This is a genomic window from Methyloversatilis sp., from assembly GCF_051861465.1.
In the GTDB taxonomy this organism is placed as follows: Bacteria; Pseudomonadota; Gammaproteobacteria; order Burkholderiales; family Rhodocyclaceae; genus Methyloversatilis.
Map to the genome: position 1 here is coordinate 123180 of NZ_JBHYCQ010000009.1, position 12292 is coordinate 135471.

Consider the following 12292-nt stretch of genomic DNA (forward strand, 5'->3'; position numbering starts at 1 on the left):
GTTAAGCCTCGACGCCGACCGCGCCACCGCCCAGATCGCCCGCCACCTCGACCAGCGTGAGCCACAGATAGCCGCCCCACGTGCCGTCGCACCACAGACGGACGACCGGGCCATCGGCGCTGTCGAGCGTCAGCGCGGTCACCCCCACGCCGACCATGGACGTCATCACCAGCGCCGGTGCCGCCAGCGTGGAAAAGTCGAAGGCGCAGGTCTGGCGCAGCAATTCGGGGATCTGCGTGCCGGTGAGCTCCAGCGCGGCGTCGAAGCGCGGCACCGGATACACGCGCTCGCCCGGCGGCTGCGCCATCAGTGCGGCGGTGCGCGTGCCGCCCGGCGCATCTTCGATCAGGTATTCGGTCAGCCCGAGGCGCGCCACCAGCGTGCCGTCGGCGAGTTGCAGGAAACTGTTCGGCTGCGCCGGCGTGTCGATGCCCTGCGCATTGAGCCAGGCGGCGGCGCCCGCCCCCTTGACGCCGGCCCGCTGCAGGAAGCTCCGGTCGCCGATGCCGGCGTTCGCCCGCCTGGCGGCTTCGTCGGCGCCGAAGCGCGCGACAACCTGCATCCGTTCGCGGGTGGTCCAGTCACGGGCGAGGGGCGCCTGCACGTCAAACAACGGGCTGATGCGCAGTACTGCGTTCATGTCGCCTCCTTCTGGCGGGCATCTGTCGGGTCGAAGAACGGGGTCGTGCAGACTTCGGCCGGCACCATCGATCCATCGGTGACGCGAATGGACAGCGCCGTGCCGGGTGCGGTCATTTCGGGCGGCACGAAGGCGAGACCGATGTGGCGACCGACATTCGGGCTCCACGAAATGCTGGTCACGCGGCCGACGATGTCGCCGCCATCGATGATCAGATGGCATTCCTGCGGCACCTGGCCAAGGTGGTTGGCCGGCAGCATGAAACCGACCAGCGTGCGCTTCAGCGGCAGCTTCTTGATGATCTTCAATGAGCGCTGGCCGGTGAAGAAAGGCTTGTCGAGCTTGACCGCCCAGTCCATGCCCACCTCGAACGGATGGGTCAGGCCGTCGGTGTCCTGGCTGACGATGAGGTGGCCCTTTTCCAGCCGCAGCAGGCGCTGCGCCTCGACGCCGAAGGCACCGATGCCGGACGCCTCGCCGGCCTTCATCAGCAGATCCCACAGCACCGGACCATACTCGGCCGGCACATGGATTTCGTAGCCCCACTCGCCGACGAAGCCGACCCTCATCATGCGCACCGGCACGCCGGCCACCAGGCCGGACCGCACCGCAAGGTAGGGGAAGGCGGCCGATGACAGATCCATGTCGGTCAGCGTCGCCAGCACGGCGCGCGACGCCGGTCCGGCGAGATTCATCGCCGAGTACGCGCCGGTCAGATTCACCAGACCGCAATCGAGCCGCCATTCGGTGTTCAGGCGCGACAGTTCGCGATACACGGTGGCGGAACCGGACGAGGTCGTCGTGAAGTAGAAGACGTCATCGGCCACGCGCGCCACGACGCCTTCGTCGGCCAGCACGCCGGAGTCGTCGCACATCACCGCGTAGCGCGTGCTGCCGACCTTCATGTTGTCATAGCGGCCGGTATAGACGCGGTTCAGGAATTCGGCCGCCTGCGGACCGCGCACTTCGAGCTTGCCCAGCGTGCCGACGTCGATCAGACCGACCGCCGAACGCACCCGTGCCACTTCGGCACGCACGCAGTCGGTGGCTGAACGGCCCTCGACCGCGTAATAGGCCGGCCGCTCCCAGGCACCGGCCTGCATGAACACGGCACCGAGCCTCGCGTGGCGGCCGTGCAGCGGCGACTGGCGCTGCGGGCTGAAGCCGCGGCCAGCCAGATGCGACAGCGGCACCGGGTGGAAGAATGGCCGGGCGGTGGTGGTGCCGACCTGCTGCGGCGACTTGCCGGTCAGGCGCGCCAGGATGCGCAGCGCCGTCATGTTCGAATGCTTGCCCTGACTCGGGCCCATGCCGACGGTCGAGAAGCGCTTCATCAACTCGATGTTGTCGTAGCCCTCCTGCACCGCGTTCTCGAAGTCCTTCACCTGCAGGTCTTCGTCGAAATCGACGAAGTTCTTGCCATCCGGGTGGGCAACGATGGGCCAGGCATGCGACGGCGATTCGGTTTCCGGCTGGATCACCGCGTCGATCGCGCTCGGGAAACCGGTGTGCGCCGCGGCGGCGGCACCGGCGCGCCGGCCGTCGGCAATGCGTGACTCGATGCGGTAGGCGCCATTCACCCGGCCACAGGCGAACACGCCCTGCGGCAGCACATCCGGCACGAATTGCTGCAGACCGTCGTCGAAACGCATCTTCGTGCCGGCCTGGTACAGCAGGTTCGCGGCCGGCGACCAGCCGGTGCTCATCGCCAGCCCGTCGCAATCGATGCGCCGCTGCGAACCGGCGACCACCTTCCCCGCCGCATCGACACGGCACACCGTGACACCGGCCAGCGCGCCGCGGCCGTCGGCATGCGCCTCGTACACGGCGTGGCCGGTGAGCAGTTCGATACCGCGGCTGCGCAATGCATCGAGCTGCGGCGACGCAGGCACATCGGCGCGCAGGTCGAGCACGGCGGCGACTTCGCCGCCGGCCGCCAGCACGTCGAGCGCGACGCGATAGCCGTCGGCGTTCGCCGCCAGCACCACGCTGCGCTGCGCCGGCAGCACGGCATAGCGATAGATCAGGCGCTGCATGGCCGAGCCGTTCATGACGCCCGGCAGGTCGTTGTTGCGGAACACGGCCGGTTGTTCGAACGCACCGCTGGCGACCACCACCGCCGCGGCGCGCATCTTGGTCATGCGTTCGGCGTCGATCAGCGGCACCCAGTTGTCGGCGTAGTAGGCGCCGGCACACGTGCCTTCGAGCAGGCGGATGCGGCTGTGCGCCCTCACGCGTTGCAGCAGTGCATGGGTGTGCTCGCGGCGCGCGATGTCACCACCGAGCTGGAACAGGCCACTGCCGCCGGCATGCGCGTTTTCGTCGACGATGACCACCTTCGCGCCGGCGTCGGCCGCTGCCAGGGCGGCGGACAGGCCGGACGGACCGGCGCCGATCACCAGCACGTCGCAGAAGTCATAGCGCTTGGGCGTGCGGACGTGCGGCGTGTCGAAATCGAGCACGCCCAGACCGGTGATGCGGCGGAACATGCGCTCCCATTTCGGGAACAGCCGCTTCGAATGGAAGGCCTTGTAGTAGAAGCCGACCGGCAGGAAGCGCGCGAACAGGCCGAGCACGCGGGCGCGGTCGTTGGCGACGCCGCCAAAGGTATTGACGGCCGTCAGGTCCATGCCGTCGCGCAGCGCAATGACGTCGCCGCGGGTGTTCAGGCGCGGGCCGTCCTGCAGCATGACGTTCACATCATGGTTGGCGGCCGACAGGATGCCGCGCACCCGGTGGTACTTGAAGCTGCGGCCGAGTGCGCGCTGGCCGGCGGCCCACAGCGCGCTGGAAATGCTGTCGCCGGCAAGACCTTCGAAAGCGGATCCCTCGAAACGGAAGCGGACGACCGTGCTGCGGTCAATCCACTCGTCGGGCATGGCGGGCAGGCGCTTCACCGGTCATCTCCATATAGATAGGTACGCAGCACAAAATCCTTTTCGGTATCGCGCTCGGCGATGAACCAGGTGTTCGACGGCGTGTGGCACCACCACTCCTTCTTCACGCCGGGTGCGCCATTGCGGTTGAACACGTAGGCGGCCCACTCGTCATCGCTGCAAGCGTCGGGATCGGGCATCGGGCGGATTTCGCCCCAGTAGACGAATTCCGATACCGGCCGCGTGCCATTGACCGGACAGGTCATCAATTTCATGTCGTCGCTCCTGCAGTCTGGCGAAGGAATACGGGCAGAGCTTCAGTGACCCACACTTGCCGCCCCCTTCTCGCCGGTCAGCGCGTAGTTGCGGAAGCGGTCCAGCGAAAAACCGGTGATCAGTTCATGCGGCTTGTCGTTCGCCACGGTCCAGGCCATGGTCTTGCCGCACACCGGCGTCGCCTTGAAGCCCCAGGTGCCCCAGCCGGAATCGAGGTAGAAGCCCTCGACCGGCGTCATGCCCATGATGGGTGCGAAGTCAGGCGTCATGTCGGCCATGCCGGCCCACTGGCGCACCACCTTCACATGCGACAGGAAGGGGAACATGTCGAGCAGGTGCGCCGACAGGCCTTCCGGGAAGTCGAGCGTCGAGCGGGTCGATTGCACTTCGTACGGATCGAGCGATGCGCCCATCACCAGTTCGCCGCGCGAACTCTGGCTGACATAGATGTGCAGGCTGCCCGACACCAGGATGGAGTCGAGCCAGGGCTTCATCGGCTCGCTCACCATGGCCTGCAGCGGGTGGATGTAGATGGGCGTCTTGATGCCGACCATGTCGGTGATGCGCGGCGTGAAGCCCGCCACCGCACAGATCACCTTGTTCGTCGCGATGAAGCCGCGCGTGGTGTGCACGCCGACCACCTTGCCGCCCTTCACTTCGATGCCGGTGACTGCCGTCTGCTGGTGGATTTCCGCGCCGCGCATGTCGGCGCCGCGGCCGTAGCCCCAGGCCACCGCGTCATGTCGCGCCACCGCGCCGGGCGCGTGGTACAGCGCGCCCTGGATCGGCGCGTGGCCGCCACAGGACAGGTCCATCTGCGGCGTGGCCCGCTTCACGTCTTCCGGCCCGACCACTTCGGACGCGATGCCGTAGTGCTTGTTCACCTCGGCGCGCCAGCGCATCGTGCGCATCGCCGAATCGGTGTGCGCCAGCGTGAAGTGACCGCGGGTCGAGAAGAACAGGTTGAGGTCGAACTCGGTCGACAGGTCCTGCCACAGCTGCACCGACTTGTCGTAGAACTTGACGCCTTCGGGCGTCAGGTAGTTCGAGCGGATGATGGTGGTGTTGCGGCCGGTGTTGCCGCCGCCGATGTAACCTTTTTCGAGCACCGCGACATTGGTGATGCCGTGGTCGCGCGCCAGGTAGTAGGCGCTGGCCAGCCCGTGGCCGCCGCCGCCGATGATCACCACGTCGTAAGAAGGTTTCAGCGTGTCGTGGGTCGTGAACATCCGCGGTTCCGGATGTGACTTGGACAGACCGAACCGCAATAGGCGCCAGGGCATGAAATTTTCCGAAGTTGAGTTTCCGCAGTTCCAGGCTGCGGGGCGACCGCCGGTGGGCGACTCGCTTCACGACAATGTTCGTGTGAAGCAACTTTAGTTCAAATCATGAACCTTTTGAAGCAGGAGTCAACAAAAATTCGTACGATGAAACCTGGCACGTAAAATCGCGCACAGGCAGAACAGGGAGGCCACAACAATGAGCACGCAAGACAGTGCGATGGAAGGCGAACTCGAGCGCTACCTCGGCACCACGATCCGCGAGCTTCGCCGGGCGCACGGACTGACGATCGCCGACATTTCGGACCGCGCCGACATCAGCCGCGGCATGCTGTCGCGCATCGAAAACGGCCAGACCGCCACCAGCCTGGACGCGCTGTCGCGCATCGCGCGCGCGCTCGGCGTGTCGCTGTCGGCGCTGTTCAAGGACTACGAAACCGAAGGCGGCGGCGCCCAGCTGGTGAAAGCCGGCGAAAGCATGGAAGTGGCGCGGCGCGGCACGAAGAGCGGCCACACCTACCACCTGCTGTCCTACCACCAGGGACCGACCAAGCTGTTCGAGCCCTTCCTGATCACCATCGAACAGACTTCGGCCACCTTCCCGGTGTTCGAGCACCCGGGCACCGAATTCATCTACATGCTGGAAGGCCGCATCGACTACCGCCACGGCAAGACCATCCACTCGCTGGAGCCGGGCGACGCGCTCACTTTCGACGGCAATGTGCCGCACGGCCCGGAAAAGCTGACCGAAGTGCCGATCCGCTTCCTGTCGATCATCATCTATCCGGAGCAGGCACACGAGTGAGGGGGGCCGGCGATCTGTCCGGTGACTCTCGACAGACGGAACTCGCGGGCTTTAAATCTCTCTGTGCGGCAGCATCTGAAAAGCCTGCACCTCATCCCGGCCGGAGAATCCCGTGAAAACCTACGCCAAGACCCCCGAAGCCCTCGCCCGCCTGACGCCCGAGCAATACCGCGTCACGCAGCAGAACGGCACCGAATACCCCGGTACCGGCGAGTACCTGAAGAATCACGCACCCGGCATCTATGTGGACATCGTGTCGGGTGAGCCGCTGTTCGCCTCGTCCGACAAGTTCGAGTCCGGCTGCGGCTGGCCCAGCTTCACCAAGCCCATCGAGCCGGCGCACGTGACCGAACTGCGTGACGCCTCGCTCGGCATGGTGCGCACCGAAGTGCGCTCGGCGCACGGCGACAGCCACCTCGGCCACGTGTTCAACGATGGTCCGCGCGAGCGTGGCGGCCTGCGCTACTGCATCAATTCGGCGTCGCTGCGCTTCGTCCACCTGAAGGACATGGCGGCGGAAGGCTACGGCGACTGGATCGACCAGGTGGAGGGCGCGCGATGAGCAGCGAACGCGCGGTGCTGGCCGGCGGCTGCTTCTGGGGCATGCAGGACCTGATACGCAAGTTGCCCGGCGTGCTGAAAACGCGCGTCGGCTACACCGGCGGCGATGTGCCGAATGCGACCTACCGCAGCCATGGCACGCACGCCGAGGGCATCGAGATCGTGTTCGACCCGGCGCAGATCAGCTATCGGCAGCTGCTCGAATTCTTCTTCCAGATCCATGACCCGACGACGAAGCACCGTCAGGGCAACGATCGCGGCCTTGCGTATCGGTCGGCGATCTACTGGGTGTCGGACGCGCAGCGCGACGAGGCGCTGCGCACCATCGCAGACGTGAATGCGTCAGGCCTGTGGCCGGGGCCGGTGGTGACCGAAGTGGAACCGGTGGGCGACTTCTGGGAAGCCGAGCCGGAACACCAGGACTATCTGGAGCGCATTCCGAACGGTTACACCTGCCACTTTCCACGCGCCGGCTGGGTGCTGCCGCGCAGCGATCGATGAGCGCCGACGATACGTTCTAGAAGCAGGCGCTTTCAGACAGCCCGAGCCGGCAGCTCCACTGGAATTGTTCGGTCCGGTGCTTGGCCGAGCGCTGGAACATGACCGTCGGTTCGGCCAGCACCGCATCGGGCAGCGGGAAGCTCATCGCGACGCCGCTCGCGTTGGTGAAGAAGCGCAGGAAGCAGGATGCGGTGTCGTCGCTGCACACCGTTTCGATGATGCGGTCGTAGTAGGCGCGGTCGCGCGCCGAAGCCTCGGGCACGACGATGAACTGCAGCAGGCCGAGCCGACCGGCGAGATGCCAGTCTGCGGCCGGCGGCGCTTCTCCGGCGGCGGCCGGCAGCGTGACGATCGCCGCCAGCGCGCACAAAATCCTGTTCAGCTTCATGCTGCCCCCTCCTTCACGGTTCCGGTGGCGCGTCGGCACGCGGCGCGCGCAGGCTGCCTTCGACCATGCGGTATTCGTACAGCCGGCATTCCAGCGCGCCGTTGTACAGCGGCGTGCGGCGGCTCGCTTTCAGCTTGATCAGCTTCGGAAAGTCGGTGTCGGCGGTGATGAACAGGCAGCGCCAGCCGCTGTAGCGCTGCTTCAGCAGGTCGCCCAGCTTCGGATACAAGGTGGCCAGCGCCTGCTTTTCGCCGATGCGCTCGCCGTACGGCGGATTGGTCACCAGCACGCCGTGGTCGGCCGGCGGCTCGCGATCCATCAGGTCCGCCCCCTCGACCCGCACCACCCAGGGCAGTTTCGCGGCCTGCAGGTTTTCCTTGCAGCGCGCGACTTCGCGGCCGGCGATGTCGGAGCCGTAGATCGGCAATTCGCGCGGGGGCTGCGCGCGCGCCGCGGCCGCGTCGCGCACGGCGTGCCAGTCTGCGGCGCGATAGGTGGTGAGCTTTTCGAAACCGAAGCCGCGGCCGAGGCCGGGCGCAATGTCGAGCGCCATCTGCGCCGCCTCGATCAGGAAGGTGCCGCTGCCGCACATCGGATCGAAAAAGGGTTCGACCTTGTCCCAGCCGGACAGCAGGATGATGCCGGCGGCGAGGTTTTCCTTCAGCGGTGCCTCGACATGCGCCACCTTGAAGCCGCGCTTGTACAACGGCTCGCCCGAGGTATCGAGATAGATCGTGGCATCGCGGTCGGTCAGGAACACATGCACGCGCACGTCCGGTGCCACGGTGTCGATGCTCGGCCGCGAACGCGTCTGTTCGCGCATGCGGTCGCAGATCGCATCCTTCACGCGCAGGGTGACGAAATCGACCGACTTCAGCGGCGAGCGCACGGCCGTGGTGTAGACGCGCAGCGTGCAGCGCGGCGAGAACCAGTGCTCCCAGGCCAGGCCCAGTGCCAGCTTGAAAATGTCGTCTTCCTTGCGGTACGGCCCTTGGCCGACGCGCCACAGCACGCGGGTGGCGATGCGGCTTTCCAGATTGACGCGATACACCAGCGCCCACGGCCCCGAAAAGGCGACGCCGCCGGGCACCGCCTTCACGGCGTCGGCACCGAGCGCGACCAGTTCGTCGGCCAGCACGGCTTCGAGGCCGCGCGGACAGGGCGAAAAATAGTGCTGGTCGCCCTGCAGTTCGGCCGGCATGTCGCCTTCCGGGCGCGGCACGCGGCGAATGGAACGCACAGCAGGTGCAGCCGTGGAGCGCACGACGGGCGCGGATGTCTTTGGCGGGATTCTCTTCGGCGGGAAATTCGTCATGGGATCAGAAAGGTTTCAGCACGACCAGCAGCACGACGGCGAACAGCGCCAGCACCGGCGCCTCGTTGAACCAGCGGTACCAGACGTGGCTGCGCGTGTTGCGGTTGGCTTCGAAGGCGCGCAACAGGCGCGCGCAGTAATGGTGATAGCCGATCAGGAAGATGACCAGCAGCAGCTTGGCATGCATCCAGCCGCCGCCGATGCCTTCGCCCAGCCACAGCCACAGGCCGAAACCGACGGCCAGACCGGCCAGCGGGCCCATGAAGCGCAGCAGCTTGCGCGACATCAGCAGCAGGCGGTCACGCACCGCGGTTTCGTCCGCACCGAGCATGGCCAGATTGACGAACAGGCGCGGCAGGTAGAACAGGCCGGCGAACCAGCTGGTGACGAAAACGATGTGCAGGGCCTTGGCCCACAGATAGGTACTGGTCATTGCATTGCTCAGCGTTGGAAAGTCTGCAGGGCGTGTGCGAGCACGGCGTCGACGTCGGGGCGGTGCAGGGTCACCCGCAACTCGCGCTTCATGCGGCCGTTGTCGAGCACGCGCGATTCATTCATGAAGGACAGCATCATCGGGCTCAGCCGCGCGCGTGCTTCCTCGCGCGTCACGCGCGGCGGCCGCGCCAGCGCGAAGGCGTCGGCCACGCGGTCGAAATAGTCACCCATGGCGAGCCGGGTGTCGTCACTCGCGTTGTAGGTGCGGCCGCCGCGCGCGCGCATCAGCGCGCCCCACGCGAGTCGGCCCAGATCCGCGGCGTCGATGTGATTGGTGTACACATCCTCGTCGGGGTGCAGCACCGGATCGGCACGCTTGAGGCGGTCCAGCGGCAGGCGGTCGGGGCCGTAGATGCCGGGCGCCCGCAGGATGCTCACCGCGACACCGCGCCGCGCCAGACGGCGCACCGCCGATTCGGCGTCGACGCGCCGCGCGGCACGCGCGCTGCCGGCGTTCAACGGCCGCGTTTCCGGCACGCGCTCGCCGGCGCAGTCGCCATAGACCCCGCTGGTGCTGATGTAGCACAGCCGGTCGGTCCGCCCGGCGCGCGCCAGCGCGGCCACCAGACGGCGGGTACGCGGATCGCGGCCGTCCCCCGTGGCCGGCGGCGGCGCGAAATGCCACACCCAGGTGGCCAGTGCCGCCACCCGGCGCAGGCTGGCCGCGTCATCGAGGTCGGCGCGCACGCAACGCACGCCCAGGCGGCGCAGTTCGGCGGCCGATTCGACGTTGCGCACCATGGCCCATACCCTCACCCGCGATGCCAGCCAGGGCAGCGCGCGACGAGCAACGTCGCCACAGCCTACAATCAGCACCCTTGACCGTTTGCCGCACCACCCCGCCGGGGCCGTGCGGTGCGATCGCTTTACCTTGTTCATTCACGGATTGTCTCACGCGCCCATGTCCTATCAGGTCACCCTCAAACCGAGCGAGCACACCTTCACCACCGACGCCGAAACCCGCCTGCTCGACGCAGCGCTGGCCGCTGGCTTCAATCTGCCCTACGGCTGCCGCAACGGCGCCTGCGGTTCGTGCAAGGGGAAAATCCTGTCCGGCACGGTCGATTACGGCAAGCATCAGGCGGCCAAGCTGACCGACGCCGAAAAAGCGCAGGGCTATGCGCTGTTCTGCTGCGCCACCGCGCGCTCCGACCTCGAACTGGAATGCCGAGAAGTCGGCGGCATGAAGGACATCGCGGTGCGCATCATGCCGACCCGGGTGCAGAAGCTGGAACGGCTCGCACCGGACGTGATGGCGGTCAGCCTGAAGCTGCCGGCCAACGAAAGGCTGCAGTACCTCGCCGGCCAGTACATCGACTTCCTGCTGCGCGACGGCAAGCGGCGCAGCTTTTCGATCGCCAATGCGCCGCACGACGACGAATTCCTGACGCTGCACATCCGCGAGGTGCCGGCCGGCCACTTCACCGGCCATGTGTTCGGCGCGATGAAGGAGCGCGACATCCTGCGTTTCGAGGGGCCGCTGGGCAGCTTCTTCCTGCGCGAGGACGTCGACCGGCCGGTGATCATGATGGCCGGCGGCACCGGTTTTGCGCCGATCAAGGCCCTCATCGAGCACGCCATCGAAACCGGCTACGACAAACCGATCACGCTGTACTGGGGCGCGCGCACGAAGCAGGACCTGTACATGCACGATCTGGCGGCGAGCTGGGTCGGCCGGCTGCCCGGCTTCCGCTACATCCCGGTGTTGTCGGAACCCGCAGCTGGCGACGCCTGGACCGGACGCACCGGTTTCGTGCATCAGGTGGTCATGACCGACCTGCCCGATCTCGCCGGCCATCAGGTCTATGCCTGTGGCGGACCGGCGATGATCGACGCCGCGAAGGCGGACTTCACCCGGCAGTGCAATCTGCCGATAGAGCACTTTCACGCAGACTCATTTACCTATTCACCGCAATGAGCCAGGACGTCTTCTTCACCCGCGAACCGGTCATCAACAAGCAGCGCGCGATTACGGCCACCCGGCTGCGCGTGCATGCACCCACCTGCGGCGATGCTGTGGCGGCGCTTGATGCCATCGGCGAAGACTGGCCGCCGGCGCGCCCGGTGTTCGTCAGCCTCGCCGGCTGCGCACCCGATGCCAGCCTGGCCGACTGGATCGCGCCGGAAGGCGCCATGATGGAAGTCAGCGCGGTACAGCTCGCCGATCCGGCCTGCGCGGAGGCGGTGCTGCAGCTTGCGCAGGCCGGCGTGCCGCTGGTGCTGGGCGACTACAAGGTGGGCGCCGAGCTGCCGACCGGCCTCGGCTTCCGCTTCGTCATGGCCGACGCGCGGGTGCAGCCGGTCACCATCCGCGTGCCCGGCATCCTGCTGGCCACCGGTGTGGCCGATCCGGCGGGGTTCGACGCCGCGGTCAAGGCCGGCTATGGCGGCGCGACCGGCTGGTTCTTCAAGGCCAACCAGACCACGGCGAAAAAGCTGGCGCCGGCGCATGCGCAGATCGTGCGCGTGCTCAATCTGGTGCGTCGCAATGCCGACCCCAAACAGATCGAGGACGCGCTGAAGCAGGACGTGGCGCTGTCGTTCAAGCTGCTGCGCTACATCAATTCGGCCGGTTTCGGCCTGATGTGCCAGGTGCAGTCCTTCCGCCACGCGGTGGTCATCCTCGGCTATGAAAAGCTGAACAAGTGGCTGTCGCTGCTGCTGGTCACCGCCGGCAAGGACCCCTCGGCGCCGGCGCTGATGCAGGCGGCGATCGCGCGCGGCAGGCTGATGGAAGTGCTCGGCGCGGAGTTCTTTCCGCGCGAGGAACACGACAACCTGTTCATCACCGGCGCCTTTTCGCTGCTCGACAAGCTGCTCGGCGCCCCGATGGACACGGTGCTCGAAGAAATGACGCTGCCCGAACCGATCACCGACGCGCTGCTCGGCAACGATGGCGCCTACACGCCCTTCCTGAAACTGGCGCGCGCCTGCGAGGACGCATCGGCCGGCGCCCTGCGCGAGCTGACCCACTCGCTCGGGCTCGACGCCAATCAGGTCAATCGGGCGCAGATGTCGGCCCTGAAGTTCGCCGACACGCTGGAGTTCTGACCGGCGCTGCAGGCTGTGGGAGCAGCACCTGTGGGAGCGGCGATCCACTGCTGGCCCTGCATGGCCAGCCGGCTCTGCGGGCGGCGAGCAGTGCTCGCCGAAAC

The 12292-nt window shown here is 67.0% G+C and carries 13 protein-coding genes; 5 read left to right on the plus strand and 8 right to left on the minus strand.

What is annotated here, in order from left to right:
* Position 1: 1 nt before the first annotated feature.
* The 4 genes from ACTIFF_RS14235 to ACTIFF_RS14250 are packed head-to-tail and all read right to left on the minus strand — an operon-like array spanning position 2 to position 5075.
* A complete protein-coding gene (locus ACTIFF_RS14235) occupies positions 2 to 640 on the minus strand; it encodes a methylglutamate dehydrogenase (protein ID WP_439537423.1) in 639 nt (212 codons plus the stop codon).
* Positions 637 to 3519, minus strand: a complete 2883-nt coding sequence (locus ACTIFF_RS14240; protein WP_439537434.1) for a glycine cleavage T C-terminal barrel domain-containing protein — start codon at positions 3517 to 3519, stop codon at positions 637 to 639. Before ACTIFF_RS14240 ends, ACTIFF_RS14235 begins: the two co-directional genes overlap by 4 nt.
* Positions 3520 to 3533: 14 nt before the next feature.
* On the minus strand, positions 3534 to 3791 hold the full coding sequence (locus ACTIFF_RS14245; RefSeq protein ID WP_069038616.1) for a sarcosine oxidase subunit delta: 258 nt from the start codon (positions 3789 to 3791) through the stop codon (positions 3534 to 3536).
* Between the two features lie 42 nt (positions 3792 to 3833).
* A complete protein-coding gene (locus ACTIFF_RS14250) occupies positions 3834 to 5075 on the minus strand; it encodes an FAD-dependent oxidoreductase (protein ID WP_306441089.1) in 1242 nt (413 codons plus the stop codon).
* Positions 5076 to 5271: 196 nt separating this feature from the next.
* Here ACTIFF_RS14250 and ACTIFF_RS14255 point away from each other — a divergent pair, with 196 nt between their 5' ends.
* From ACTIFF_RS14255 to msrA, 3 genes are all read left to right on the plus strand, one after another.
* Complete coding sequence (locus ACTIFF_RS14255; RefSeq protein ID WP_069038618.1) at positions 5272 to 5877, plus strand: helix-turn-helix domain-containing protein; 606 nt, start codon at positions 5272 to 5274, stop codon at positions 5875 to 5877.
* A 112-nt stretch (positions 5878 to 5989) separates the two neighbouring features.
* Positions 5990 to 6439: a peptide-methionine (R)-S-oxide reductase MsrB gene (gene msrB / locus ACTIFF_RS14260; RefSeq protein ID WP_439537424.1), complete on the plus strand. Its 450-nt coding sequence runs from the start codon at positions 5990 to 5992 to the stop codon at positions 6437 to 6439.
* A complete protein-coding gene (msrA, locus tag ACTIFF_RS14265; protein WP_439537425.1) occupies positions 6436 to 6939 on the plus strand; it encodes a peptide-methionine (S)-S-oxide reductase MsrA in 504 nt (167 codons plus the stop codon). Before msrB ends, msrA begins: the two co-directional genes overlap by 4 nt.
* 16 nt (positions 6940 to 6955) lie before the next feature.
* Here msrA and ACTIFF_RS14270 read toward each other — a convergent pair whose 3' ends face one another.
* From ACTIFF_RS14270 to ACTIFF_RS14285, 4 genes are all read right to left on the minus strand, one after another.
* Positions 6956 to 7327 carry a hypothetical protein gene (locus ACTIFF_RS14270; RefSeq protein WP_439537426.1) on the minus strand — a complete coding sequence of 124 codons (372 nt, stop codon included), beginning with the start codon at positions 7325 to 7327 and terminating at the stop codon, positions 6956 to 6958.
* Positions 7328 to 7340: 13 nt separating this feature from the next.
* Positions 7341 to 8528, minus strand: coding sequence for a THUMP domain-containing class I SAM-dependent RNA methyltransferase (locus ACTIFF_RS14275; RefSeq protein WP_439537427.1), 1188 nt, complete (start codon positions 8526 to 8528; stop codon positions 7341 to 7343).
* A 118-nt stretch (positions 8529 to 8646) separates the two neighbouring features.
* Positions 8647 to 9075: a CopD family protein gene (locus ACTIFF_RS14280; protein WP_439537428.1), complete on the minus strand. Its 429-nt coding sequence runs from the start codon at positions 9073 to 9075 to the stop codon at positions 8647 to 8649.
* 8 nt (positions 9076 to 9083) lie between these two features.
* Entirely contained in the window at positions 9084 to 10016 is a 933-nt protein-coding gene (locus ACTIFF_RS14285) for an SDR family oxidoreductase (RefSeq protein ID WP_439537429.1), read from the minus strand.
* Positions 10017 to 10038: 22 nt separating this feature from the next.
* On the opposite strand from ACTIFF_RS14285, the gene ACTIFF_RS14290 reads away from it, so the two are divergent.
* Together ACTIFF_RS14290 and ACTIFF_RS14295 are read left to right on the plus strand one after the other, a co-directional pair.
* A complete protein-coding gene (locus ACTIFF_RS14290) occupies positions 10039 to 11055 on the plus strand; it encodes a CDP-6-deoxy-delta-3,4-glucoseen reductase (RefSeq protein ID WP_439537430.1) in 1017 nt (338 codons plus the stop codon).
* Positions 11052 to 12188: an EAL and HDOD domain-containing protein gene (locus ACTIFF_RS14295; RefSeq protein WP_439537431.1), complete on the plus strand. Its 1137-nt coding sequence runs from the start codon at positions 11052 to 11054 to the stop codon at positions 12186 to 12188. Before ACTIFF_RS14290 ends, ACTIFF_RS14295 begins: the two co-directional genes overlap by 4 nt.
* Positions 12189 to 12292 lie beyond the last annotated feature (104 nt).

Bases quoted from the DNA above. Each gene is read 5' to 3' on its own strand.
- ACTIFF_RS14235 (WP_439537423.1), bottom strand. From the start codon at position 640: ATGAACGCAGTACTGCGCATCAGCCCGTTGTTTGACGTGCAGGCGCCC.
- ACTIFF_RS14240 (WP_439537434.1), bottom strand. From the start codon at position 3,519: ATGCCCGACGAGTGGATTGACCGCAGCACGGTCGTCCGCTTCCGTTTC.
- ACTIFF_RS14245 (WP_069038616.1), bottom strand. From the start codon at position 3,791: ATGAAATTGATGACCTGTCCGGTCAATGGCACGCGGCCGGTATCGGAA.
- ACTIFF_RS14250 (WP_306441089.1), bottom strand. From the start codon at position 5,075: ATGCCCTGGCGCCTATTGCGGTTCGGTCTGTCCAAGTCACATCCGGAA.
- ACTIFF_RS14255 (WP_069038618.1), top strand. From the start codon at position 5,272: ATGAGCACGCAAGACAGTGCGATGGAAGGCGAACTCGAGCGCTACCTC.
- msrA (WP_439537425.1), top strand. From the start codon at position 6,436: ATGAGCAGCGAACGCGCGGTGCTGGCCGGCGGCTGCTTCTGGGGCATG.
- ACTIFF_RS14270 (WP_439537426.1), bottom strand. From the start codon at position 7,327: ATGAAGCTGAACAGGATTTTGTGCGCGCTGGCGGCGATCGTCACGCTG.
- ACTIFF_RS14275 (WP_439537427.1), bottom strand. From the start codon at position 8,528: ATGCCGGCCGAACTGCAGGGCGACCAGCACTATTTTTCGCCCTGTCCG.
- ACTIFF_RS14280 (WP_439537428.1), bottom strand. From the start codon at position 9,075: ATGACCAGTACCTATCTGTGGGCCAAGGCCCTGCACATCGTTTTCGTC.
- ACTIFF_RS14285 (WP_439537429.1), bottom strand. From the start codon at position 10,016: ATGAACAAGGTAAAGCGATCGCACCGCACGGCCCCGGCGGGGTGGTGC.
- ACTIFF_RS14290 (WP_439537430.1), top strand. From the start codon at position 10,039: ATGTCCTATCAGGTCACCCTCAAACCGAGCGAGCACACCTTCACCACC.
- ACTIFF_RS14295 (WP_439537431.1), top strand. From the start codon at position 11,052: ATGAGCCAGGACGTCTTCTTCACCCGCGAACCGGTCATCAACAAGCAG.